26 protein-coding genes are annotated in these 24,031 nt (G+C 70.9%); 13 read left to right on the forward strand and 13 right to left on the reverse strand.

The window, feature by feature from the left end; genetic code table 11:
• Window positions 1-15: 15 nt before the first annotated feature.
• Together ABZ671_RS09730 and ABZ671_RS09735 are read right to left on the reverse strand one after the other, a co-directional pair.
• Entirely contained in the window at window positions 16-1,455 is a 1,440-nt protein-coding gene (locus ABZ671_RS09730) for a GuaB1 family IMP dehydrogenase-related protein (RefSeq protein ID WP_357854076.1), read from the reverse strand.
• A gap of 67 nt (window positions 1,456-1,522) precedes the next feature.
• Window positions 1,523-2,119, reverse strand: a complete 597-nt coding sequence (locus tag ABZ671_RS09735; protein WP_357854341.1) for a LysE/ArgO family amino acid transporter — start codon at window positions 2,117-2,119, stop codon at window positions 1,523-1,525.
• Between the two features lie 79 nt (window positions 2,120-2,198).
• On the opposite strand from ABZ671_RS09735, the gene ABZ671_RS09740 reads away from it, so the two are divergent.
• Window positions 2,199-3,095, forward strand: a complete 897-nt coding sequence (locus ABZ671_RS09740; protein ID WP_357854079.1) for a LysR family transcriptional regulator ArgP — start codon at window positions 2,199-2,201, stop codon at window positions 3,093-3,095.
• 59 nt (window positions 3,096-3,154) lie between these two features.
• On the opposite strand, the gene ABZ671_RS09745 is transcribed toward ABZ671_RS09740, so the two are convergent.
• Window positions 3,155-4,906, reverse strand: a complete 1,752-nt coding sequence (locus tag ABZ671_RS09745; protein WP_357854082.1) for a biotin carboxylase N-terminal domain-containing protein — start codon at window positions 4,904-4,906, stop codon at window positions 3,155-3,157.
• A 147-nt stretch (window positions 4,907-5,053) separates the two neighbouring features.
• On the opposite strand from ABZ671_RS09745, the gene ABZ671_RS09750 reads away from it, so the two are divergent.
• From ABZ671_RS09750 to ABZ671_RS09765, 4 genes are all read left to right on the forward strand, one after another.
• The gene (locus ABZ671_RS09750; protein ID WP_357854344.1) at window positions 5,054-5,665 is read left to right on the forward strand and encodes a PadR family transcriptional regulator; all 612 of its coding nucleotides are present in this window, start codon (window positions 5,054-5,056) and stop codon (window positions 5,663-5,665) included.
• A gap of 121 nt (window positions 5,666-5,786) precedes the next feature.
• On the forward strand, window positions 5,787-6,746 hold the full coding sequence (locus tag ABZ671_RS09755; protein WP_357854085.1) for an ATP-binding cassette domain-containing protein: 960 nt from the start codon (window positions 5,787-5,789) through the stop codon (window positions 6,744-6,746).
• A 17-nt stretch (window positions 6,747-6,763) separates the two neighbouring features.
• Window positions 6,764-7,519 (forward strand): ABC transporter permease, encoded by a 756-nt coding sequence (locus ABZ671_RS09760; RefSeq protein ID WP_357854088.1) that lies wholly within the window; start codon window positions 6,764-6,766, stop codon window positions 7,517-7,519.
• 62 nt (window positions 7,520-7,581) lie between these two features.
• Complete coding sequence (locus ABZ671_RS09765) at window positions 7,582-8,847, forward strand: MFS transporter (protein WP_357854091.1); 1,266 nt, start codon at window positions 7,582-7,584, stop codon at window positions 8,845-8,847.
• On the opposite strand, the gene ABZ671_RS09770 is transcribed toward ABZ671_RS09765, so the two are convergent.
• From ABZ671_RS09770 to ABZ671_RS09785, 4 genes are all read right to left on the reverse strand, one after another.
• A complete protein-coding gene (locus ABZ671_RS09770) occupies window positions 8,825-9,478 on the reverse strand; it encodes an O-methyltransferase (protein ID WP_357854094.1) in 654 nt (217 codons plus the stop codon). The genes ABZ671_RS09765 and ABZ671_RS09770 overlap by 23 nt on opposite strands.
• Before the next feature lie 79 nt (window positions 9,479-9,557).
• Entirely contained in the window at window positions 9,558-10,214 is a 657-nt protein-coding gene (locus tag ABZ671_RS09775) for a Maf family protein (protein WP_357854097.1), read from the reverse strand.
• A gap of 60 nt (window positions 10,215-10,274) precedes the next feature.
• Window positions 10,275-10,502, reverse strand: coding sequence for a winged helix-turn-helix domain-containing protein (locus ABZ671_RS09780; protein ID WP_357854100.1), 228 nt, complete (start codon window positions 10,500-10,502; stop codon window positions 10,275-10,277).
• A 271-nt stretch (window positions 10,503-10,773) separates the two neighbouring features.
• A complete protein-coding gene (locus ABZ671_RS09785; RefSeq protein WP_357854103.1) occupies window positions 10,774-10,992 on the reverse strand; it encodes a winged helix-turn-helix domain-containing protein in 219 nt (72 codons plus the stop codon).
• Between the two features lie 212 nt (window positions 10,993-11,204).
• On the opposite strand from ABZ671_RS09785, the gene ABZ671_RS09790 reads away from it, so the two are divergent.
• The gene (locus ABZ671_RS09790; RefSeq protein WP_357854106.1) at window positions 11,205-11,390 is read left to right on the forward strand and encodes a hypothetical protein; all 186 of its coding nucleotides are present in this window, start codon (window positions 11,205-11,207) and stop codon (window positions 11,388-11,390) included.
• Between the two features lie 315 nt (window positions 11,391-11,705).
• On the forward strand, window positions 11,706-11,870 hold the full coding sequence (locus tag ABZ671_RS09795) for a hypothetical protein (protein ID WP_357854109.1): 165 nt from the start codon (window positions 11,706-11,708) through the stop codon (window positions 11,868-11,870).
• A gap of 34 nt (window positions 11,871-11,904) precedes the next feature.
• Here ABZ671_RS09795 and mycP read toward each other — a convergent pair whose 3' ends face one another.
• The 3 genes from mycP to ABZ671_RS09810 form a co-directional block, all read right to left on the reverse strand.
• Complete coding sequence (gene mycP, locus ABZ671_RS09800; protein WP_357854112.1) at window positions 11,905-13,005, reverse strand: type VII secretion-associated serine protease mycosin; 1,101 nt, start codon at window positions 13,003-13,005, stop codon at window positions 11,905-11,907.
• A 1,351-nt stretch (window positions 13,006-14,356) separates the two neighbouring features.
• Window positions 14,357-14,809, reverse strand: coding sequence for a hypothetical protein (locus tag ABZ671_RS09805; protein ID WP_357854115.1), 453 nt, complete (start codon window positions 14,807-14,809; stop codon window positions 14,357-14,359).
• A gap of 89 nt (window positions 14,810-14,898) precedes the next feature.
• Window positions 14,899-15,111 (reverse strand): acyl-CoA carboxylase subunit epsilon, encoded by a 213-nt coding sequence (locus ABZ671_RS09810; protein WP_357854118.1) that lies wholly within the window; start codon window positions 15,109-15,111, stop codon window positions 14,899-14,901.
• A 91-nt stretch (window positions 15,112-15,202) separates the two neighbouring features.
• Between ABZ671_RS09810 and ABZ671_RS09815 the strand changes: the two genes are divergently transcribed.
• Entirely contained in the window at window positions 15,203-17,188 is a 1,986-nt protein-coding gene (locus ABZ671_RS09815) for a serine/threonine-protein kinase (protein ID WP_357854121.1), read from the forward strand.
• Between the two features lie 361 nt (window positions 17,189-17,549).
• On the opposite strand, the gene ABZ671_RS09820 is transcribed toward ABZ671_RS09815, so the two are convergent.
• Window positions 17,550-17,768 carry a hypothetical protein gene (locus tag ABZ671_RS09820; RefSeq protein WP_357854124.1) on the reverse strand — a complete coding sequence of 73 codons (219 nt, stop codon included), beginning with the start codon at window positions 17,766-17,768 and terminating at the stop codon, window positions 17,550-17,552.
• On the opposite strand from ABZ671_RS09820, the gene ABZ671_RS09825 reads away from it, so the two are divergent.
• From ABZ671_RS09825 to ABZ671_RS09835, 3 genes are all read left to right on the forward strand, one after another.
• Entirely contained in the window at window positions 17,767-18,510 is a 744-nt protein-coding gene (locus tag ABZ671_RS09825) for a M50 family metallopeptidase (RefSeq protein WP_357854127.1), read from the forward strand. The two genes, ABZ671_RS09820 and ABZ671_RS09825, sit on opposite strands and share 2 nt — an antisense overlap.
• A 138-nt stretch (window positions 18,511-18,648) precedes the next feature.
• Window positions 18,649-19,149, forward strand: coding sequence for a SigE family RNA polymerase sigma factor (locus tag ABZ671_RS09830; RefSeq protein ID WP_357854130.1), 501 nt, complete (start codon window positions 18,649-18,651; stop codon window positions 19,147-19,149).
• The gene (locus ABZ671_RS09835) at window positions 19,142-20,086 is read left to right on the forward strand and encodes a hypothetical protein (RefSeq protein ID WP_357854133.1); all 945 of its coding nucleotides are present in this window, start codon (window positions 19,142-19,144) and stop codon (window positions 20,084-20,086) included. Before ABZ671_RS09830 ends, ABZ671_RS09835 begins: the two co-directional genes overlap by 8 nt.
• 11 nt (window positions 20,087-20,097) lie before the next feature.
• On the opposite strand, the gene ABZ671_RS09840 is transcribed toward ABZ671_RS09835, so the two are convergent.
• Complete coding sequence (locus ABZ671_RS09840) at window positions 20,098-21,681, reverse strand: acyl-CoA carboxylase subunit beta (protein ID WP_357854136.1); 1,584 nt, start codon at window positions 21,679-21,681, stop codon at window positions 20,098-20,100.
• Between the two features lie 97 nt (window positions 21,682-21,778).
• Between ABZ671_RS09840 and ABZ671_RS09845 the strand changes: the two genes are divergently transcribed.
• Both ABZ671_RS09845 and ABZ671_RS09850 read left to right on the forward strand, forming a co-directional pair.
• Window positions 21,779-22,654, forward strand: a complete 876-nt coding sequence (locus ABZ671_RS09845; protein ID WP_357854139.1) for a biotin--[acetyl-CoA-carboxylase] ligase — start codon at window positions 21,779-21,781, stop codon at window positions 22,652-22,654.
• Window positions 22,655-22,725: 71 nt separating this feature from the next.
• Window positions 22,726-23,298, forward strand: coding sequence for a PH domain-containing protein (locus ABZ671_RS09850; protein WP_357854142.1), 573 nt, complete (start codon window positions 22,726-22,728; stop codon window positions 23,296-23,298).
• 25 nt (window positions 23,299-23,323) lie between these two features.
• On the opposite strand, the gene ABZ671_RS09855 is transcribed toward ABZ671_RS09850, so the two are convergent.
• Window positions 23,324-24,019: a GtrA family protein gene (locus tag ABZ671_RS09855; protein ID WP_357854145.1), complete on the reverse strand. Its 696-nt coding sequence runs from the start codon at window positions 24,017-24,019 to the stop codon at window positions 23,324-23,326.
• Window positions 24,020-24,031 lie beyond the last annotated feature (12 nt).

A 24,031-nucleotide genomic window follows, 5' to 3' on the forward strand; every position in this document is an offset into this window, starting at 1 on the left:
AGTTTTTCGAAAGGGTCACCAGCTCGTCGGCAGCGGCATCCCCTCGGTGTAGCCCGCAGCGCTCTGCACGCCGATCAACGCCTGCTCGTGGAACTGCTCCAGGTTGCGGGCGCCCGCGTAGGTGAAGGCGCTGCGTACGCCGGAGATGATCTCGTCGATCAGGTCCTCCACGCCCGGCCGGGTCGGGTCCAGATACATCCGGGCCGAGGAGATGCCCTCCTCGAAGATCGCCTTTCGGGCCCGGTCGTACGTGCTGTCCACCGCCGTACGCGCGCTGACCGCGCGGGACGACGCCATGCCGAAGCTCTCCTTGTAACGCCGGCCGTCCGGATCGGTGTACAGATCGCCGGGGGACTCGTAGGTGCCGGCGAACCATGATCCGATCATCACGTTCGAGGCGCCCGCAGCCAGGGCCAACGCCACGTCCCGGGGGTGGCGTACGCCGCCGTCGGCCCAGACGTGCCGGCCCAGCGCCCGGGCCGCCGCGGCGCAGTCGAGCACCGCCGAGAACTGCGGCCGGCCCACGCCGGTCATCATCCGGGTGGTGCACATCGCACCCGGCCCGATGCCGACCTTGACGATGTCGGCGCCCGCCTCGACCAGGTCGCGTACGCCGTCGGCGGTGACCACGTTGCCGGCCGCGATCGGGACGGCCGGGTCGAGCCCGCGGACCGACCGCAGCGCGGAGATCATCCGCTCTTGGTGGCCGTGCGCAGTGTCCACGACCAGCGTGTCCACCCCGGCGTCGAGCAGCGCGGCGGCCTTGCCGGTCACGTCGCCGTTGATGCCCACCGCGGCGGCGATGCGCAGCCGACCCCGGTCGTCCACCGCCGGCTTGTAGAGCGTGGCGCGCAGCGCGCCCTGCCGGGTCAGCACCCCGACCAGCCGCCCGTCGGCGTCCACCACCGGGGCGAGCCGTCGCCGTCCGGCGGAGAGCCGGTCGAATCCGGTACGCGGATCCGCGTCCGCCGGCACGGTGTGCAGTTCGGTCGACATGACGTGCCGGAGCTGGGCGAACCGGTCCACGCCCACGGTGTCCGCCTCGGTGACCACACCGACCGGGCGACCGGCCTCGTCCACCACGATCACCGCGCCGTGCGCACGCTTCGGCAGCAGGTGGATCGCGTCACCGACGGTGTCCGTGGGGCCGAGGGTGATCGCCGTGTCGTGCACCAGGTGCCGCTGCTTGACCCAGGTGACCACGTTGGCCACCACCTCGATCGGGATGTCCTGGGGGATCACCGCGATGGCGCCCCGGCGGGCCACGGTCTCGGCCATCCGCCGGCCGCTCACCGCCGTCATGTTCGACACCACCAGCGGGACGGTCGTGCCGGTGCCGTCGCCGGTGGCCAGGTCGACGTCGAGCCGGGAACCCACCTCGGAGCGGTTGGGCGCCATGAAGACGTCGTTGTAGGTCAGGTCGTGCGCCGGAAGCGCGTCATGAAGGAACCGCACCGGAACATCATTCCCGGCGGCCCCCGTTCGTGCCGGCGATGGTCACGGAAAACACCTCGCAGGGGTCTCAGCCGAGCAGCAGCGCCGCGCTGGTTGCGGTCATCACGACGGCGACCGCGCCGTCCAGCACACGCCAGGCGGCGGTACGGGCGAGCAGCGGCGCCAGTCGGTGCGCCCCACCGCCGAGCGCGGTGAACCAGGCGGCGCTGGCCAGGGTGGCCCCGGCGCCGAACGCCCAGCGCTGTTCATACTGCTGGGCCACGCCGCCGAGCAGCAGCACGGTGTCGAGGTAGACGTGCGGGTTGAGGTAGGTGAAGGCCAGGCAGGCCAGCACGGTCGCGCGGAGGGTGGCCGGTGGCCGCTCGGTGGGGGTGAGGGCGCCTGGGCGCAGGGCCCGGCGGGCGGCGAGCACGGCGTACCCGAGCAGGAACGCGGCCCCGGACCAGCGGATGGTGGTGAGCAGCCCCGGGCGGTCCGCCACGGCGGTGCCGAGACCGGCGATGCCGGCCGCGATGAGCAGGGCGTCCGAGGCGGCGCAGGCGACCACGACGGCTAGCACGTGCTCACGGCGGAGCCCCTGGCGGAGCACGAAGGCGTTCTGCGCGCCGATGGCGACGATCAGCGCGAGCGAGACGCCGAACCCGGCGAGGGCCGAGGGAAGCAGATGTGGCACGGGTCGGACGCTATGGTCCGGCGCAGGATGCAGTCCAACTAATCTTTCTGAAGCTTCGTAAGCTGTGCTGATGGAAGGACTCGACGCCACCCAGCTGCGCACCCTGGCCGCCGTGATCGGCGAGGGCAGCTTCGAGGGCGCGGCGCGCGTCCTGCACGTCACCCCGTCGGCGGTGAGTCAGCGGATCCGTGCGCTGGAGGAGGTCGTCGGGCAGGTGCTGGTCCGCCGCAACCGCCCCTGTCAGGCGACCGACGCGGGGCAGCCCCTGCTGCGCCTGGCCGTCCAGTTGACGCTGCTCGAACGGGAGGCGCTCGCCGAGGCGCGCGGGGCGGCGGACGGGGCCGCCGGGCGGACCCGAGTGCCCGTGGTGGTCAACGCCGACTCGTTGGCCACCTGGTTCGTGCCCGCGCTGGCCCGCGTCCCGGCCGAGCTGGCCGTCTGTTTCGACGTACGCCAGGACGACCAGGACCACACCGCCGAGCTGCTGCGCGACGGCGCGGTGCTGGCGGCGGTGACCGCTCAGCGGGAGCCGGTGCAGGGCTGCCGGGTGCGCCCGCTCGGCACGATGCGCTATCGGGCGCTCGCCGCTCCGGCGCTGGTCGCCCGCTGGTTTCCCGACGGGCTGACGGCCGAGGCGTTGGCCGACGCGCCGATGCTCGTCTTCGACCGGAAGGATCGGGTCCAGCACCGATTCGTACGGGCGGTGACCGGCCGGGACCTCGACCCGCCGGTGCACCACGTGCCGTCCGTGCCGGCGTTCAGCGAGGCGATTCGGTGCGGTCTCGCCTGGGGGCTGGTGCCGGAGCGGCTGGCCGAGCCGGACCTGGCCGTCGGCGTCTGTGTCGACCTCGACCCGGGGCGGCACGTCGACGCGCCTCTCTACTGGCAGCACTGGCGCCTGGAATCCCGGCTCCTCGCCGCCCTCACCGACGCCGTCCGCGCCGAGGCGGCACTCGCCCTCCGCTGACCCCACCCTGTTAATAAGGGGCCCTTCCTCTACCGGAGGCGTTAAGAAGGGGCCCCTCCTTACGCGATGGTGCAGATGGGGGCGCCGGCGGTGATGACCGCACCGACCTCGGCGGCGAGGCCGCTCACGGTGCCCGCCTTGTGGGCGTGCAGCGGCTGCTCCATCTTCATCGCCTCCAGGACGACGACCAGGTCACCCTCGGCGACGGTGTCCCCGTCGGCGACGGCGATCTTGACGATGGTGCCCTGCATGGGGGAGGCGAGGGTGTCGCCGCTGACCGCCGCGCCGGCCTTCGCACCGCCACCCCGGCGGGCCGGCTTCCGGGTGGCGGGCGCGGCGGCGGCCGTACCCGAGCCGAGTCCGGCGGGCAGGACCACCTCCAGCCGCTTGCCACCCACCTCGACCACGACGGTCTCGCGCTCGGCCGGGCCCTCGACGGCGCCGGCCGGGGCGGTGAACGCCGGGACGGTGTTGTCGAACTCGGTCTCGATCCACCGGGTGTGCACGGTGAACGGCTCGGCGGTGAACGCCTCGTCCCGGACCACCAGGCGGTGGAACGGCAGCGCGGTAGCCATGCCCTCGACGATCATCTCGTCCAGCGCCCGGCGGGCCCGCTCCAGCGCCTCGGTACGCGTCTCACCGGTGATGATCACCTTGGCCAGCAGCGAGTCGAAGTTGCCGCCGATCACGTCGCCGGCCGAGATGCCGGTGTCGACCCGGACGCCTGGCCCGCTGGGCAGCCGCAGCGCGGTGATGGTGCCCGGGGCGGGCAGGAAGTTGCGGCCCGGGTCCTCGCCGTTGATCCGGAACTCGATGGCGTGCCCGCGCGGGGTCGGGTCCTCGGTGAAGCGCAGCTTCTCGCCGTCGGCGATGCGGAACTGCTCACGGACCAGGTCGATGCCGGCGGTCTCCTCGGTGACCGGGTGCTCGACCTGAAGCCGGGTGTTGACCTCCAGGAAGGAGATGGTGCCGTCGGCACCGACCAGGTATTCGACCGTGCCGGCGCCGTGGTAGCCGGCTTCCCGGCAGATCGCCTTGGCGCTGCTGTGGATCTGGGCGCGCTGCGCGTCGGTGAGGAACGGCGCGGGTGCCTCCTCGACCAGTTTCTGGTGCCGGCGCTGGAGCGAGCAGTCCCGGGTGCCCACCACGATCACGTTGCCGTGCTGGTCGGCGAGGATCTGCGCCTCGACGTGTCGGGGCTGGTCCAGGTAGCGCTCGACGAAGCACTCGCCCCGGCCGAACGCGGCGACCGCCTCGCGGGTGGCCGACTCGAACAGGTGTGGGATCTCCTCCATGGTGCGGGCCACCTTGAGGCCGCGCCCGCCGCCGCCGAAGGCCGCCTTGATGGCGACCGGCAGGCCGTGGTCGACGGCGAAGGCCATCACCTCGTCGGCGTTGCCGACCGGGTCCGGGGTGCCGGGGACCAGGGGCGCGCCGGCGCGCTGGGCGATGTGCCGGGCGGTCACCTTGTCGCCGAGGTCACGGATCGCCTGCGGGGTCGGGCCGATCCAGGTCAACCCGGCGTCGATGACCGCCTGCGCGAAGTCGGCGTTCTCGGAGAGGAAGCCGTAGCCGGGGTGCACCGCGTCGGCGCCCGACCGGGCGGCGATGTCGATCAGCTTGTCGATCCGCAGGTAGCTCTCGGCGGCGGTGTCGCCGCCCAGGGCGTACGCCTCGTCGGCGAGGGTGGCGTGCAGGGCGTCCCGGTCCGAGTCCGCATAGACGGCGACGCTGGCCAAGCCGGCGTCGCGGCAGGCGCGGATGACGCGGACGGCGATCTCGCCGCGGTTGGCGATGAGTACCTTGCGCACCTTGGTGGCTCCTCCCCGGAGGTCGATTCCGGGAGTTTATCGGCCGGAATCCGCGACCCTAACGATCGCTCAGTGTGGGATGCGGCACGGCACCGGCGCGCTTTAGTCAAATTTGGCTATTACGCTTGCCTGGTGTCGGCAACACGGATGATGATTCTCGGCCTGGTCAGGTGGATGCAACCGGTGCACGGCTACGACGTACGCCGTGAGCTGCTGAGCTGGAGTGCGGACAAGTGGGCCAACGTGCAACCGGGATCGATCTACCACGCGCTGCGCAAGCTCACCGACGAGGGCCTGCTCCGGGCGGTGTCCACGGAGCAGGTGGGGGCCCGCCCCGCCCGTACCAGCTATGAGGTGACCCCGAAGGGGGAGGACGAGTTCGAGACGCTGCTGCGGGCGCAGTGGTGGCAGCTCCACGAGTCGCCCGACCCGTTCGTGGCCGCGTTCTCCTTCCTGCCCGCGATGCCGCGCGACGAGGCGGCGGCGGCCCTGCGCAATCGGGCCAACCTGCTGCGGGCCGGCATCGAGTCGATGCGCGCGTCGCTGGACTCGGACTGGGTGCGCCACCGGAAGCCGGTGCACGTCGGGTGGATGTTCGAGCTCTGGCTGGCCCGGGCCGAGGCGGAGATGGCCTGGTGCGGGCGGATCGCCGAGCGGATCGAGTCGGGAGTGTCGTACCTGCCCGTTGAGATGGAGCGGGCCGAGGGCTGGTCCGGGTGGACGGACGGGACCGCCCGTCGGAGCGACAACGCGGAATAATCAACGTTGACCAAAAGAGCTATATCGCGTTAGTGTCGGCGCGAACCGAGGAGGCCCCGCGTGCCCTCCTCGCGGACGATCGGCGGCCGGTCACGTCCGGCCCGGACGACCAGGAGTAGAAATGATCGAGACCAGAGGGCTGCGGAAGTCGTTCCGCTCCCGCGCCGGTCGCGAGACGAAGACCGTGGACGCGGTCCGGGGCGTCAACCTCGACGTCGCCGAGGGCGAGATCTTCGGCTTCCTCGGCCCCAACGGCGCCGGCAAGACCACCACCCTGCGGATGCTCGCCACCCTCATCGAGCCCGACGGCGGGCACGCCACCATCGCCGGAGCCGACCTGCGCAAGAATCCGGCCGAGGTGCGCCGCCGGATCGGCTACGTGGCCCAGGGCGGCAGCACCTGGGACGAGTCCACCGCCCGCGAGGAGCTGGTGCTCCATGCCCGGCTCTACGGCATCGGCAAGGCCGAGGCGCAACGCCGCGCCGCCCGCGCCCTGGACGCCTTCCAGCTCACCGAGTACGCCGACCGTAAGTGCAAGACCTACTCCGGCGGCCAGCGGCGGCGGGTCGAGATCGCGCTCGGCATCATCCACGAGCCGAAGATCGTCTTCCTGGACGAGCCGACCACCGGCCTCGACCCGCAGAGCCGGGCGCACATGTGGGACGAGATCCGCCGGCTGCGCGCCGAGGGGATGACGGTGTTCATCACCACGCACTACCTGGACGAGGCGGACGCGCTCTGCGACCGGATCGCGATCATGGACCACGGCGAGCTGGTCGCCGAGGGCACCCCGGCCGAGCTGAAGCGGGAGATTTCCGGCGAGGTGGTGCAGGTCGGCCTCGACGCCGCCAACACCCCGCGCGCCGCCGAGCTGCTCGACACCGAGGCGTACGTCAACAAGCTGGAGACCGTCGAGCAGGGTGGCCTGCGCCTCTTCGTCGACGACGGGGCCACCGCCATCCCGCAGGTGCTGCGCCGCCTCGACGGCGCCGGGCTGCACCTGCGCTCCATCGAGCTGCACCGTCCCAGCCTCGACGACGTCTTCCTCACCAAGACCGGCCGCTCGCTGCGCGAGTCCTGACCAACCGGAGATTTGTCATGAAACTCGCCCGCGACACCTGGCTGATCTTCCAGCGCCAGATCCAGCTCCTGCTGCGCAACCCGGTCTGGGTCTTCGTCGGCGTCTTCCAGCCGGTGATGTACCTGCTGCTGTTCGCCCCGCTGCTCACAAAGGCGCTGCACGTGCCGACCCAGGCCGAGGCGTACAAGATCTTCGTGCCCGGCCTGCTGGTGCTGCTGGCCATCTTCGGCGGTCTGTTCCAGGGCTTCGGCCTGATCGCCGAGCTGCGCGCCGGAGTCATCGAACGGTCCCGGGTCACCCCGATCAGCCGGCTCGCCCTGCTGCTCGGCCGTGCGCTGCGGGACGTGGTCTCGCTGATCGTGCAGGCGATCATCATCACCCTGCTGGCGCTCCTGTTCGACCTGCGCGTCTTCATCGGCTACCTGCTCCTGGCGTACCTGATGCTGGCCCTGATCTCCCTGATGACCGCGGCCGTCTCGTACGGCGTCGCGCTGAAGGTCAAGAGCGAGGACGCCCTCGCCCCGGTGATGAACACCGTCGCCCAGCCGGTGCTCCTGCTCTCCGGCATCCTGCTGCCGCTCTATCTGGCCCCCGGCTGGCTGCAGGGGATCGCCAACTACAACCCGTTCTCCTGGGCGGTCGAGGGCACCCGGGCGCTCTTCGCCGGTGACCTCAGCAACGACAAGGTCTGGCAGGGGTTGACGATCATCGCGGTGCTCGCCGTCGCCGGCGTGGTCTGGGCCGCCCGGCAGTTCGCCCGCAGCGTCCGCTGAGCCGACGAGAGTTGCCTCTCACCAAGGGCGGGACACCGATCCTGCGCGCGTAGCGTGGGTCGGTGCCCCGCCTCATCCACGACAAGACGACCTGGTTCACCTATGCCCAGCTCGGGCTGTGGGGCTTCTTCCTCTACGGGTTCGGCCCCGTCGTACCGCTGCTCCGCGACGAACAGGGCACCAGCGCCGCCGTCGCCGGCCTGCACAGCACGGGCATCGCGGTCGGCGCGCTGCTCGGCGGGGCGCTCTTCGCGCCGGTCGCCCGCCGCCTCGGCCGCGGCCCGACCATCTGGCTCGGTCTGGCCGGCGTGGCCGCCGGCGTCGCCGCCCTCGGGCTGCTCCGCCCGCTGCCCGCCACCCTCGCCGCCGTCGCGGTGATCGCCACTTTCGGCATGCTGGTGGTCAGCGGGGTCAACGTGGTGCTCACCACCCATCACGGGCCTGCCGCGCCCGCCGCGCTCACCGAGGCCAACGCCGCCTGCGCCGGCATGGGCATCCTCGCCCCGCTGGTCATCGGCGCCGCCGTGAACTCCGGCCACGGCTGGCGGCCGGTGATGGCCGTCGAGGTTGGGCTGATCGCGCTGGTCGCCGTCGCCGCCCTGGCCTTCCGGGTACGCCTGCCGAAGACCTTCCCCGCTGCCGCGGCTGCCGGCGGCCCCGCTGCCGGCGCTCCCGCTGAGGTGACCGCCGCCGCGTCGGCCGCCACCCGCGCGGCGCACCGGCTGCCCCGCGCGTACTGGATCGCCTGGGTGCTCATGTCGGCCACCGGCTCGATCGAGGTGTGCCTGTCCCTCTGGACCGCCGACGTGCTGCGCAGCCACGCCGGGCTGGGCGCGGGCAGCGCCTCGGCGGCGGTCGCCGCGATCGTCGGCGGCATGTTCGTGGGACGACTGGCCGGCGGCCGGTTCGCGCTGCGCTGGCCGCCGGTGCCGCTGCTGCTCGGCGCGCTGACCGTTTCCCTGGCCGGGTTCGCGCTCTTCTGGACCGCCCCGATCGGCTGGCTGGCCGTCACCGGTCTGGTCGTGCTCGGGCTGGGCAACGCCCTGCACTACCCGCTGGCCATCTCCATCGCGCTCACCGTCGCCGGGCCGGCCGCCGACAAGGCGGCCGGCTGGTCGTCGTACTCGATGGGGGTGGGTTTCGGGATCGCGCCGGTCCTGCTCGGCTGGGTGGCCGACGGCGTCGGACCGCACCTGGCCTTCCTGCTGCTGCCCGGCTTCCTCGCCGCCTCCGCACTCCTCACCCTGCGCCTATCCCGCGCCCTGCGCGCGGCGCGCCCCACCACCCCTGCCGGCGGCCCGGTCCTCAGCGCACCCGGGCGAGGGTGACGCCGTCGGCGATGGGGAGCATGATCACGTCCACCCGTACGTCGGACATGATCTCGTCGTTGAACGCGGCGATGGCCCGGTCGTCGGCGTTCTGCGGGGCGATCACCCGGCCGCCGCGCAGCGTGTTGTCGACCGCGATGACCGCGCCCGGTCGCATCCGGGGCACCAACTCGTCCCAGTAGGCCGGGTAGCCGACCTTGTCGGCGTCGATGAACGCGAGGTCCAGGTACCGCTCGCTCGGCAGCTCCCGCAGCCGGTCGGCGGCCGGGCCGATGCGCAGGTCGATGCGGTCCTGTACGCCGGCGCGGGTCCAGTAGCGGCGGGCGACGCTGGTGTACTCCTCGGAGATGTCGAAGCAGGTCAGCTGGCCGCCGTCGGCGAGGCCCCGGGCGATCGCCAGCGCGGAGAGCCCGGTGAAGGTGCCCACCTCCACCGCCTGCCGCACCCCGAGCAGCCGGGTGAGAAAGGTCAGGAACGCGGCCTGCTCCGGCGCGACCTGCATGTCCGCCTGCTCGGGAAGGGAGGCCAGCGTCTCCTCCGCCAGCTCACGGACGATCTCATCGGGGGCGGAACCGTGCGCCACGAGATAGGCGTGCAGTTCCGGGGTCAGCGGCAAGGGTTTCGTGCTCATGATCGGCACGTTAGCCGATATTTCCGACCGTCGACGTCGACCCGTTGCTGGCTGGCGTGTCGGCGCCCCGGACCGCCGACTACCCGAGCGGCTCGATTTCCTGGCCTCCGGGAGCGACCTTCGTCCACAGGCCCGTGATGCCCAGCCCCAGCTCGCCGAGGAGGCTGCGCAGCAGCGGCAGGCTCAACCCCACCACCGTGCCCGGGTCACCCTCGATGCCGGTCAGAAACGCCCCGCCCAGCCCGTCGATGGTGAACGCCCCGGCCACCGCCAGCGGCTCACCCGTCGCCACGTACGCCCCGATTTCTTCGTCGCTGATGTCCGCGAAGTGCACGGTCGTCGAGGCCACCGCCTCCGCCCGTGACTCGTGGGCCACGTCGATCAGGCAGTGCCCGGTGTGCAACACCCCGCTACGCCCGCGCATCCGCTGCCACCGCCGGGTGGCGTCCGCCGCGTCCGCCGGCTTGCCCAGAATCTCCCCGTCGAACGCCAGCACCGAGTCGCAGCCGAGCACCAGCGTCCGCTCGTCCGGCGCAGGCCGTAGCCGGCCCAGCACCGCCTGCGCCTTCAGCCGGGCCAACTCCAGGCACAGTTCCTCCGCCCGGTCGCTGACCACCTGCGACTCGTCAACGCCGCTGACCAGCACGTCGGGTTCGATCCCGGCGGCCTGGAGCAGCTTGCGGCGGGCGGGACTCTGCGAGGCGAGCACAAGGCGCAGCGGTACGGAAGTCGACACGTGCGCGACGTTACCGGCTGATCCGTCGTAGCGGGTCAGCGGCTCGGCGGCGTAGGGCGTTTAGTCCGTACGCCGCTCTCGGACGAACACACCGACGCCGGACACGGATTCGACCAGGCCCCGGTCGCGCAGGATCGTGACGGCGGTCCTGACCGTCATGTGCGAGGTTTTGTACTGCTCTTGCAGCTCCCGTGACGACGGAAGCTTGCTCCCGGGCGACAGGTCACCGGACTCGATACGAGCCACGACGTCGTCAACGATGCGCTGGTAGGTGTGTTTGTAATTCATGGCGACCGTTCTACTCGGCCACGTAGACGCCGGCACCCGCACGGCCGACGGTCAGCCCGCGTTCCCGGGTGAGCTCCAGTGCGCGCTGAATGGTGGACACGCTGACCGAGTACAGGTCGAGAGCTCCCGCAGCGTCGGGAGCTTCTTCCGGGGGCGTATTCCCCGTTACGGATGCGGGCGGTCGGATCGTCGGTGACCTGCCGCGACGACATGGGTATAGGCATGGGAACGACTCCGGGTATGCCGCAGAGGTGCGGACGTCTGGAGCTGGTCAGGTCTCCCGGACAAACACTCCGACGCCGGCCAGCGTCTCCGTGAGCCCGTCGCGCCGGAGCAACATCATGGCCTTCTCGACGACGCTCGCCGACACGCCGTACATCTCGCATAGTTGCGCGCGGGACGGTAGCTGACTGCCGGCCGGGTACTGTCCGGCGCGGATCTTGGCGGTCAGATCGTCTGCGAGCTGCTCATATCTCTGCTGTCTGGGCATGGCTGACACTCCCCGGTTGGCGCCCCGAGTAGATCACGGCACCGCCCGCGCTATCAAGGACTACCGCGCGTAACCCTTGACCTCCAATGGGTACCCATTTTACGTTGAGTGGGACGACCCTCCGGTTGGCGCTGTGGGTTCGTTGCAGCAGGGGCGGGCCTCCACTGTGGCCCGTCCCGGTCCACCCGTACTCCTGGTCAGAGGAGCCCCGCATGGTCGAGCGGCACAACGACCTGTCCCAGCCCGTCAGCCTGCGTCATGGCACCGGCCGTCTCGCTGACGGGGACGCCGTGCCGGTGCCACCCCTCCCGCCCCCGCCGCCCCGCCGGCTTCGCGTAACGGTGCTGGCGTGCATGTTCGTCGTCGCTCTGGCCGTCGTGATCAGGGTGCTGCGGTGACCGCCGCCGTTGCCCCGGTGACGGTTCGGCGTTGGTGGCGCACCCTGATCACCCACCGGCCCCCAGGTGCGGGGCAGCCGTGCCCGATCTGCCGGGTGCGCTGCTGCTGGCCGTGGGCATCAGCGCGCGGCGACTTGGTGGCTCATGGCCTGTACCACCTCGGACCGCCCACCGACCTCGGGCCACCCCTCACGGCCGACCGGCCAGACCAGGCGGCCGACGGAATGAGGATCCGTGATGGCGAGATCTGAGCGTTCCACCGAGAATCCAGCGCCCGAGCCGTGGCCGGTCCCACCCGGACAGATCATTCGGTGCATGGGCTGCGTCCCGGGCATCACCGTCACCACCCACTACTGCATCGGCGGCAAGCTGCTGCAGCCGTACGGCGGGCGCTGCCAGTGCCAGGAGCCCGGCTGCGCCGGATCGATGGCCGACCCGGGGCCAGCCGCGACGCCTGCGCGGCGGCGGCGACGCGCCTGACCGGCCTGCGGCGGCACAACCGATTTGATGAGCGCTACCGGTCGGCGCGGCGACGCCGCCACACCAGATAGCCCCCGCCCGCAGCCACCAGTACGCCCAACGTCGCCAGCCCACGCGCCGTCGCGCCGTCGTCCGCGTTGCCCTCCGGCTGCGCCGCCTGGGTCGAGGCGGCTGCGGTCGCGACCGCTGACTCGAAGCCCAACGGGGGTACGTCTGCGGTGAGCGCGGCGACCAGGTCGATGACTCCGTAGCCGTACTCGTCGTCCCGGCCGGGCGGTCCCTTGTCGATGGCGGTGGCCGTCAGGCGATGCTTGACCTCCTGAGCCGGCAGGTTGGGGTACTTGGACCGGATCAGCGCAGCAGCCCCCGCAACGATCGCCGTCGCGTCTGATGTCCCCGTGCCGACCCGGTATTTGCCATTGATGCTGGTGCTGTAAATGTCGACTGCTGGCGCAACGACATCGATCTCCGGGCCCGAAATGGAAAACGCAGCATGCTTTCCATTTTTGTCAACCCCGCCGACAGCGATGACGCCCGGTTCGCTGGCGGGGTACCCCACTGTGGCCGAACGATCTGTATTTCCCGCGGCCGCTACGATGATGATATTGGCTTGGATGGCCGACCTTGTTGCCCGCTGGAGCCGCGCGCTTGCTCCTCCTGCGGCTGAAATGCTTATAACGTCCACGTGCTGCGAAATGGCATATTCTATGCTCTCGGCCAGGGCCTCCTCGGTTCCATCTCCGTGGGGTGGAGACTCATATATGGGCAGGATCTTTGCTTCGGGTGCGATGCCAAGAATCCCATTCAACGCGCCATGTCCGTGGCCGGCGATGAGTCCAGCCATGCCCGTTCCGTGTCCATCTAAGTCCTTTTGGCCCTTGCCTCTCCCGCCCGAGATGATGTCGACGCCCGATAGAAGGTTGTCGCGAAGGTCTGGATGAGGATCCACGCCGCTATCGGGCACGGCAACAACAACTCCATGGCCCTTGCTTATCGCATGTGCCCTGCTTAGGTTGAGGTATTGCAGATGCCACTGGGCGTCTCGGCTTGAGTCGGCTCTAGCGGGAGTGACCATTAGTGCCAATATTGCCGTCGTTGTAGCGGCAATATTGGCAGTTCGATGTGACTCTTTCATCGACTAAAGCCAATTGCTGGCCCAGGGTCAATCGGTCCGCCATCTTCCGGCGCGCTGACGACCGGGTCAACGCCCTTGTCGGTTTGCCATGGATCTTGTGGATCCCAAGATCGGGAATCCCCCTCTTTCTTCGCCTTCCTATCAGGATTTAGCGGGCTGAGGGAGGAGTTGGTGCTTGCAGGGCTTCCACCGATTGGGTGTATACCGCTTTGGCCGTATCGGCTGGCACCGGGACGTGAGCCTGCCGCCCCGGTGGGTGCGGTGCCAGCCGCTCCACCCCCGATAACTCCGCCGACAGGATTGACTCGGCGGGGCGGAATGCTTCCGTTCGGCTGGGTTAGTCCCATGGGCGGACCGTTTCCGATAAGGCCGCTAGGAGGCATCGAACGTGCAGCCGAGCCAGGGGGAGCAATCCTGCCCGTGCCCTGTCCGCCCGCTGGAGTTCTGTTGTAGGGCGAACCAATAGTGGGCAGGGGTTTTTGCGGACCAGCGGTTGGGGGTAGCGGTCCAGTAATACTGTGGCCAGGTTGCGCCGGAGGAGTGGGATGGCCGGGTGTAACGCCGGGACTCAAGGGCGCTGGGGTCAAGCCGGGGCTTACTCCGCCCAAGATCGGGCCGACAGTTGGAGCCTGGGATGTAGGTGTTGGCGTTAGCACGGTGGAGGGTCGGGTTCCAGAAGCGGTGGGGCTGACTGTCAGCGGTATAGCGACGATAGGCGGAATGACCGGCACTGGCCCATCAGCGCTTGGTGGGTGAACGGGCTCATCCACTTTCGGAACTGGTCTCGGCGGGGGTTGGCGGAGCATGAATTGGGCTTGTTGGAGTTCGCCGCTCAGCCCCGTCATCAGCCCCCGTGCCTGGACGTTCAGCCGTTCCAGGTCCGCGTCCGTCACCGGCGGCTGGTCGGGCAGGCGGCTGCCGGCAACCGCCTTCGGGTCGGCGAGTATCGCCTCGTACGCCCGCTTCTGCTGGAGTTTGGCCGCGTACTCGTCGTGGATCGGTTTGAGGCCGGTGCGGGTGCTGGCGATGGCGCGGGCGGCGGCGGCGAGCGCGTCGTAGTTCGCGGCGGCGGTGTCGTGGGTGCGTTGCACCTTGTCGATGAGCTGGTCCAGCTCGCCGAGGTACGCCCGCGCGGCGGCGCTGGTCTCCGGTGGCCAGGCTTCGGCGAGCCCTCGGCGGTATTCCTTGAGCCGGCTGAGGTGCGTCCGGGACAGGTCGCAGATCTTGCGCCACCCGGCGACCTGCTTCCAGTGCCCGGCGGTCTCCTGGTCCTGGAGGCACGCCCACATGCCGAGCACGCTCATGAGGTGCCAGTCGGTGAGGCTTGACGTGCGGCCGCCGCCCCGTTCGATCATGGCAGCATCACCGGCCCGTCTGCGGGCGAGGTTGGGCCGGGCAGCCTGGGCACGGGGCGTCCCCCGATCGCCTCAGAGTGGCTGAGCGCCCGCTCGACATCCACCACCCGGGCGGCAGCGAACGCGTCGGTGTGGACGTACTGGTCGGCGATCCGGCCCGCGGCGTCGGCCAGGTGGCCGGTGGCGGGGGCGAGGTCCCAGACCATGTGGACGGTGGCCTGCTGGGTCTCGTGATGTGCCTGGAGGAAGTGGACCAGCTCGACGAACGCGTCGGCAGGGTTGGGGATCGGTGTTTTCATGTCGTCGGCGATGTACGACAGATGCGCGGCGTAGTTGCGCGTGACCTCGTCCTGGAGTCTGTCGGCGAATTCGCGCATCTGTCGGATATCAGCCTCGATGCCGCCGTAGCCTCGCAGCCAGCCCGCCGGCCGGTCCTCCTCGGGGATCATCGGGCCTCCCTGTCCGTCACCGCACCGTTTCCGAGAGTGAGGCTAGCGGCTCGGCGGGGGTCCTGGCAGCCCCGCGTACCCGGGAAGGTTCAGCGGGGCAGGCCGGAGGCGCGCCACGCGCCGGGGCCGGCGACGAGCGCCGCGCCCGCTGGACGGGCGCTGCGCGCCCAGTGCGACACGGCGGCCGGCGCGGCGGCCGTGGCCGGTCGGGTCCGCGCCACGATCGCCCCGACCAGGGCGGCCACTTCCTCGGCGGTGGGCACCCCGCGGACGATCCGGAACAGCGGCTCTTCGGCAGGCATGAGGCCAGGGTACGCGCCCAGAAGTTGACCTTCGCCGCACAGTGGCGTGCCGGCGATGTGCCCGTTGGGGCAGCCGGGTACGGTTTCAGCGATGTCTAACGCGCTTCCCCAACTCGTCGCCGACCGGTACCGGCTCATCTCGCCGCTCGGCCAGGGCGGCATGGGTCGGGTGTGGAAGGCGCGCGACGAGGTGCTGCACCGGGACGTGGCCATCAAGGAGCTCGTTCCGCCGCCCGGCCTCACCCCGGATGAGCGCCGCGAGATGCGGGAACGCTCGCTGCGGGAGGCGCGGGCGATCGCCCGGCTGAACAACGTCAACGTGGTCCGCATCTTCGACGTGCTGAGCACCGACGGCGATCCGTGGATCGTCATGGAGTATGTGCCGTCCAAGTCGTTGCAGGACATCCTCGCCGAGGACGGGCCGGTGCCGCAGGCCCAGGCGATCCAGATCGGCCTCGGGGTGCTGGGCGCGCTGAAGGCCGCCCACAAGGCCGGCATCATGCACCGCGACGTGAAGCCGGGCAACGTCCTGATCGGCACCGACGGCCGGGTGGTGCTCACCGACTTCGGCCTGGCCACCATCCCCGGCGACCCGAACGTCACCCGCACCGGCCTGGTGCTCGGCTCGCCCGCGTACATCGCTCCGGAGCGGGCGCACGACGGCACGGCGGGGCCGGAGGCCGACCTCTGGTCGCTCGGCGCGACGCTCTACGCCGCTGTGGAGGGCAAGTCCCCGTACGCCCGGCCGTCGGCGATCGCCACCCTGGCCGCGCTTGCCGTCGAACCGCTTCCGCAGCCGAAGAACGCCGGTCCGCTCAAGCCGGTGCTGCAGGGCCTGCTGCGTAAGGATCCGGCCGAGCGGATCACGGCCGAGGTGGCGGAGCGCCTGCTCCGCAAGGCCGCCGGGCGGCGCGCGCGGAGCATCTCGCTGCTGGATGGCGTACGCCGGCCGGGGCCGAACGGCCCGCGCGAGCCGCGCCCGCCGGTGGTGCCGGCGCCGCGCCCGGCCGACGACCGCGCCGAGCGCCCGCCCGTCACCCCGGCTCCACGCAAACCCGACACGGGTACGGCCGCAGCCGCCGATGCCACCGCCATGCTGCCCGACGGCCCGGACGCCGCGCCGACCGCGAAGGTGGACCCGCCGGCTGCCGAACCGACCACGAAGCTCGACGCCGCCCCGAGGATTGACGCCGGCGAGACGGTGGTGGACGGCTCCGAACCCACCCTTGGCGAGACGCGGATCGACGCGTCGCCGGTCGTCGACGCCCCGCCGGCCCCGCCGGGAAAGTCCACCTCCGTTCCGGCCGCGCCGGTGAGTCCGGCGCCGTCGACCGGCCGCGCCGCGGTCATTCCGGGTACGAAGCCGGCGCGCAACCAGCGCAACCTGCTGATCGGCGCGCTGGCCCTGGTGCTGCTGCTCGGCCTCGGGGTGGGCGTACCGATGCTGCTCACCAGCGGCGACGGCAAGGGCGACGGCGGAAAGCCGACCGGGGTCGCCTCCGAGGCGCCGCCCCCGACCAGCGCCGCGCCGCCGACGTCGGCCGCCCCCACGTCGGCCGCCCCGACCAGCGCCGCGCCCACCGTGAGCCCCACCCCGTCGCCGACCCCCTCCGAGCTCGCCGACGGGTTGCCCGTCGGTTGGCACTACTACACCGGACGCACCGGCTTCAAGGTGCCGATCCAGGACGGGTGGCGGGCCACCAACGAGAAATCCGATCAGGTCTTGCTCATCGACCCCAACAGTCCGCGGCGGCTGCTCGTGCAGTGGACCAATACGCCGGGCACTGACGCCTACGCCGACTGGAAGTCGAAGGAGAAGGACCGCAAGAATTTCGTCCACAACTACAAGAAGCTGAGCATCGAGCGCTGCAACCCCTACTACCGCACCTGCGCCGACTGGGACTGGTTGGAGACGCGAGACGGCGTCCGGATCCACACCCGCAACCGGGGTTTCGTGACCGCCAGCAACCGGGGTTTCGCGCTGCGCTGGGAGGTGCCGGTGAAGGACTGGGACGCCAACCTCGCCAACTTCGCCCTCATCACCGAGAGCTTCGTCCCAGACCGGCAGGACGACTGAGACTCGGCTCTCCGGCCGCAGCGAACGCGATCCGCATGGCCTTCCGTCGCACGGGGTATGGAATTTGCGACGACGGAAGGAGGTACGACATGGGCCACCGACACAACGACATCGGGCCCCGGCTGGCACTGTGGATGCTGGTCGCGCTCGGGGACGTCATCCTGCTGCTGGTGAGCGCCGGCCTCCCCGCGCCGGTTGCCGTGCTGACGGTCGCGGCTCTCGTCGTCGCGGGGGTGGCGACCTGGCGACTGGCGTGGCGGACCACCCCGACGGGACGGGCCGTATGGCCCGCACGCGACGTGAGGCCTGACCGAATCCGGCACGCGACGGCCGCGCCGCCCCACCGCTGGCCGGTGGCCGGTCAGCGCAGGGTGGCCGGGTCCAGTGTCCAGCGGAACGGCTCGGTGAGGGTCGGGGTCTCGCCGGCCTTGGCCAGCCGGTCCTCCACGTAGTGGCCGCCGTCGAGCCGGTGCAGCCGCAGCGCGTGACTGTCGCCGTCCTGCTCGACCAGCAGGTACCACGGGATCTGCGCGATCGCGTAGAGCTGCATCTTGACCAGCGAGGTAGGCTGCGGCCCCATGCCCCTGATCGACGGCCTCACCACCCTCTGGGACAAGCTGCTCGGCGTGCAGCCCGCCCCGCCGCCGCTGCTGGTGCTGATCACCGCCGCCGTCGCGCTGGCCGTGGTCGTCGCCCGGGTGCCGTGGCGGATCGCCCGCAACGCGGTGACCATCGCCCATGAGGGCGGTCACGCCCTGGCCGCCCTGCTGACCGGCCGGAAGCTACGCGGCATCCGGCTGCACTCGGACACCTCCGGGCTCACCCTCTCCGCCGGGCGGCCCACCGGGCCGGGGATGATCGTCACCCTGCTCGCCGGGTACGTCGCCCCGCCGCTGATCGGTCTCGCCGGCGGGTGGCTGCTCGCCGGCAACCGGATCACCCTGCTGCTCTGGGTAGCGGTCGCGCTGCTGCTGGCCATGCTGCTGCTGATCCGCAACGTCTTCGGCGTGCTCTCACTGCTGGTCACCGGCGGCGTGGTGCTGGCCGTCTCCTGGTACGCGTCCCCCGACGTGCAGGCGGCGTTCGCCTGGACGTCGGTCTGGTTCCTACTCTTCGCCGGCGTGCGTCCGGTGGTCGAGCTGCAACGGGTACGCAGCCGGGGCCGGATGCCCGAGTCCGACGCCGACCAGCTCGCCCGGCTCACCCCGTTCCCCGCCCTGTTCTGGGTAACCGTGTTCATGGTGGTCAACCTGGCCGCGCTGGCCCTCGGCGCGCTGCTGCTCGCCGGCCCGATCCTCACCGACGCGGGCCTTCTCGGCTAGGGCCGCTGCTCCGCGCCCCCGCACTCAAATCCGGTCCCCAGCGCCGCCCGGCTCGTGGCAGATTCGGACGGATGAATCTGCAACCGCATCCCCGGTGTCAGGCGTCTCCCCTGCGACCGCCACGGGGGAGGTAACAGGGTGCCGGACGCCGACGGGTTCGACGAGTTCTACCGGGGCAGCCGACAACGGCTGCTCGGGTTCGTCTACGTGCTCACCGGCAACCTCGCCGAGGCGCAGGATGCCGTGCAGGAGGCGTACATCCGGGCCTGGCAGCGTTGGCCGACGGTGCGCGGGTACAACGACCCGGAAGCCTGGGTACGCGTGGTGGCCAGCCGGATCGCGGTGAGCCGGTGGCGCAGCCTGCGCAGCCGGGCCCGGGCATACCTGCGGCACGGGGCGGAGGAGAGCATCGCCCCGCCCAGCACCGACACTGTTGATGTGGTGGCTGCGCTGCGCCGGCTCCCCGAGGAGCAGCGCACCGCGATCGCGCTTTACTACCTGCTCGGCATGCCGGTCGCCGAGGTCGCCCGGGAGACCGCGGCCCCGGTCGGCACGGTGAAGGCGCGGCTGTCCCGGGGGCGCGCCGCGCTCGCCGGGCTGCTCGCGGTGGTGGATCTGGAGGAGGCCGCCGATGCGTGACGACGACCTGGAATTCGTCGAACTGTTGGAGCGGGAGTTGGGGAACGTCCGCTGGCCCGAGCCGATGGAGATCCGGGCCCGGGCTAGGCGACGCAGCCGGCGCACGGTGGTGGTGGCGGCGATGGCCGTGCTCACTGTTGCCTCGGCGTCCGCGGTCGCGGTGGCGGTGGCGGCCCGACCCGGCTCGTCCGGGGCACCGTCCATCATCGCCGGGCCGTCGTCCGCGTCCGGGCTGGCGTCCACCCTGTCAGCGACCGGAGCGTCCGAACCGGCCCTCCCACGGCGCTCGCCCCTCGTCTCGCCCGCGGCCGAGATCCCGCCGGATGTGCTGCTGCGACCCGCTGACGTGAAGGCTAAGGCCGAGCCCCCGCTGACCCAGGCGGGTCTCGGCGAAGGGGTTCAGTTGGACGAGATGCTGCGATACTGCCGCACCCGCCAGGGGCAGCAGGTGGAGTGGGAGCCGTCCCGCCCTTCCCGCTCGATGACCCTGCTCCGGAATCCGGGCGACGCCGAGCAGCCACCGAGCGATGTCCTGCTCAGCCAGGACGTCTACCGCGTGGCGCCGGACGTGGCCGACCGGATCTTCGCGGAGTTGACCAAGACGCTGGCACCGTGCCGGGAGTGGCGGTCCGACGGCCCGGCCCAGTGGCAGGGTATGACGATTAGAGCGCAGGTCGTCCACTCCTGGGAGGAGGTCGACCGCGACTTCGCCGGCGACGAATCCGTGCTGCTGCGGCACACGGTCGTCGAGGCCCGGAACCTGGACACCGGGCAGCCGCTGGAGGAGGAGTCCAAGCCGGACAGCACCGCCGTCGTCCGGGTCGGCGACCTCGTCTCGGTCATCAAGGTGGGCCCCACCGACACCGAATCCGACCTGCGCCGCCTGGCCGCCGTCGCGGCGGCGCGTATGTGCGCCGCCGCGAACCCCCGCTGCTGACCACCGAAAGGTCAGAGCGGGATGTTGCCGTGCTTCTTGGGGGGCAGGGTTTCGCGCTTGGTGCGCAGCACCCGCAGGGCCCGGACGATCTGGGTACGCGTCTCGTGCGGCGGGATCACGCTGTCGACGTAACCGCGTTCGGCGGCGATGTACGGGTTGGCCAGGGTGTCCTCGTACTCGGCGATCTTCTCGGCGCGGGCGGCCGCCGGGTTCTCGGCGTTGGCCAGCTCCTGCCGGTAGAGGATGTTCACCGCGCCCTGGGCACCCATCACCGCGATCTGCGCGGTCGGCCAGGCGAAGTTCAAATCCGCGCCGAGGTGCTTGGAGCCCATGACGTCGTACGCCCCGCCGTACGCCTTGCGGGTGATGACGGTGACCTTCGGGACGGTGGCCTCGGCGTACGCGTAGATGAGCTTGGCGCCGCGGCGGATGATGCCGTCCCACTCCTGCCCGGTGCCGGGGAGGAAGCCGGGCACGTCCACGAAGGTCAGCACCGGGATGTTGAACGCGTCGCAGGTACGCACGAACCGGGCCGCCTTCTCCGACGCGGCGATGTCAAGCGTGCCGGCGAACTGCATGGGCTGGTTGGCCACCACGCCCACCGGGCGGCCCTCGACCCGGCCGAAACCGACCAGCATGTTCTGCGCGTAGAGCGGCTGGACCTCGAGGAACTCGCCGTCGTCGAGGACGTGCTCGATGACCCGGTGCATGTCGTACGGCTGGTTGGCCGAGTCCGGGATCAGCGTGTCCAACTCCCGGTCGTCGTCGGTCACCTCCAGCATGGCGGGTGCGTCGAAGACGGGCGGCTCGTCCAGGTTGTTCGACGGCAGGTACGACAGCAGCGCCTTGACGTACTCGATCGCGTCCTCCTCGTCGGCGCCGAGGTAATGCGCGTTGCCGCTGCGGGCGTTGTGGGTCCGGGCGCCGCCCAGCTCCTCCATGCCGACGTCCTCGCCGGTGACTGTCTTGATCACGTCGGGGCCGGTGATGAACATGTGCGAGGTCTGGTCGACCATCACGGTGAAGTCGGTGACCGCCGGGCTGTAGACCGCGCCGCCCGCGCACGGGCCCATGATCAGCGAAATCTGCGGGATGACGCCGCTGGCCCGGACGTTACGGAAGAAGATCTCACCGTAGAGGCCGAGCGAGGCGACCCCCTCCTGGATCCGCGCGCCGCCCGAGTCGTTGATGCCAATGACCGGGCAGCCGATCTTCATGGCCAGGTCCATCACCTTGACGATCTTCTCGCCGAAAACCTCACCGAGGGAGCCGCCGAAGACGGTGAAGTCCTGGGCGAAGACGCAGACCTGCCGGCCGTCCACCGTGCCGTAGCCGGTCACCACGCCGTCGCCGTACGGCCGGGTCTTCTCCAGCCCGAAGTTGGTGGACCGGTGCCGGGCGAACTCGTCCAGCTCGACGAAGGAGCCCTCGTCGAGCAGCATCTCGATCCGCTCCCGCGCGGTCTGCTTGCCCCGGGCGTGCTGCTTCTCGACCGCGCGCGCCGACCCGGCGTGCACCGACTCGTCGACCCGGCGTGCCAGGTCGGCCAGCTTGCCGGCGGTGGTGTGGATGTTGATCCCGGTCTCGGTAGTCACCCAGAAAATATAACGATGGTTCAGGTGGGTGCCGCTGGGCAGTGCACCTCACCGGCTACGGGCCACCGCGCGTCGCGGCAGGCCGTAGGCTGGCGGGATGCCCGGCTCCCCGTACACCGATCTGGACCGCCCGCCGCTGTCGGCGGCCCGGCTGCGACAGGCGCTGGTCGCCCCGCACGGGCCGTGGCGTCGCCTGGACTTGCGCGCGGAAACCGCCTCGACCAACGCCGACGTGGTCGAGGCCGTCCAGGCCGGCGAGCCGGAGGGCCTGGTGGTGGTCGCCGAGCGACAGACCGCCGGCCGGGGCCGGCGCGGCCGGAACTGGCAGTCGCCGCCACGGGCCGGCATCGCGACCAGCGTCCTGCTGCGGCCCGGCGAGGCCGTTCCGGAGCGTGGCTGGTCGCCCGTGCCCCCCTCGGGGTACGGCTGGCTGCCGCTGCTCGCCGGGGTCGCGCTGGTCGAGGCGGTGGCCCGGCTGGCCGAGCTGGAGGCTCGCCTGAAGTGGCCGAACGACCTGCTGATCGACGACGCCAAGTGTGCCGGGGTGCTCGCGGAGGCGGTGCCCGGCGGGTCCGCGGATCGGCCGCCCGCGATCGTGGTCGGTATCGGCCTCAACGTCACCCTCCGCGCCGACGAGCTGCCGGAGAACCCGACCGGCCTGCCGGCCACCTCGCTGCAACTCGCCGGGGCCACCGCCACCGACCGGGACCCGCTGCTGCGCGCCCTGCTGCGCTCCCTCGCCGACTGGTACGACCGTTGGCGCGACGCCGGTGGTGACGCCCTCGCCAGCGGCCTGCGGGAGGCGTACGAGGCGGCCTGCGCCACCATCGGCCGCCAGGTGCGGGTGCTGCTGCCCGACGGCCGGGAGGTGCACGGCACCGCCACCGGCGTGGACGCCGACGGCCAGCTCATGGTCGACGCGCCGACCGGAGCCCTCCGCCTGGCCGCCGGCGACGTCCTGCACCTGCGCTGAATGGAACGGTCTTCCCGCTACGAGCGTCGACCGGTTACGGTCAGCGCGTCCTGTTCTGCGAGGAGGTTGTCGTGGCGTTCCCCGAAGACGTGCTCACCAAAGACGAGCACGTCGTGCTGCACCTGCACCCGCACTGGAAGGCGCTGATCCGGCCGGTCCTGGTGCTGTTGCTCGCCGTCGCGGCGGTGGCGGCGGGCTGGGTCCTGCTGCCCGAGGGCGGCGGTGGCACGATCGCGCTCTACGTGCTCGCCGGGCTCTGCCTGGTGCTGGTGCTCTGGCTGGGCCTGTGGCCGCTCCTGGTGTGGCGCACCACCCACTATCTCTTCACCAACGATCGGGTGATGCTCCAGGAGGGCATTTTCTCCCGTGACCGGCGGGACCTGCCGCTGACCCGGATCAACGACCACTCCATGCACCAGCAGTTCGTCGAACGGCTGCTCGGCTGCGGCACGCTCACCATCGAGTCGGCCGGTGAGCGGGGGCAGTCGGTGCTGCGCGACGTCCCGCACGTCGACCGGGTGCAGACCCGGCTCTACGAGCTGGTCGAGGCCCACCACGACAAGCACAGCCTGGGCGACGGCGAGATGCGCGAGATCCTCGCCGATCTGCGCGACGGCAAACCGTTGCGCGATACCTCGTCCTGAACCCGTGTGAGCGGGTGGGCGACGGTCAGTGGCGGGGACCGTTGCGGGGGGCCTGGAAATCGGTGGCCAGCTCCGGGTTCAGGCCCGCGCCGAGGGTGCCGCCGAGGCCCCCTTCCGCCGGAGCGGGCCGCCCCTGCTGTGGCGCGTGGTCGGTCCGTACGCCCGGTCGGGGTTCGGTCTCTTCCAGTTCGCTGACCGATTCGGCCAGCTCCGCCACCGGGTCCAACTCCCCGACGTTGTCCCACTCGTCACGCGGGATGCTGTGCCAGGTCTCCGCGACGTGCTCCGGCGGTGGTTGGAAGACGAATGTCCGGTACGACCAGAAACGGAACACGGTGGCCAGCAGTACGCCACCGGTCTTCGCCACGTTCAGCGTCAGCAGGCTGGTCACGCCCAGTCCGTACTTCGCGCCGGCCAGGACGCCCAGTTCGATGATCAGGCCGGTCGCGTTGAACAGGAAGAAAAGGGTGTATTCCCGGCGAAGGGCCGATTTCGGGCGGTCCCGGTACGTCCAGTGCCGATTCATGAGATATGACGTGATCGTTGCCACAATGGTCGCGACCACGGCAGCCTTGAGCTGGCCGTTTCGGAAAAGCGTGAGGGCCAGCGCATTGAACACCGCGTAATTGATGACGGTGTTGATGCCGCCGACGATGCCGAATTTCAGCGCCTCATGGATGAACTTCTGCCAGCGCTCGGGCAGCAGACGGACTCCAGGCATGCGAAAACACCT

The sequence above is a fragment of the Micromonospora sp. NPDC006766 genome (assembly GCF_040636055.1).
Taxonomy (GTDB): Bacteria; Actinomycetota; Actinomycetes; order Mycobacteriales; family Micromonosporaceae; genus Micromonospora.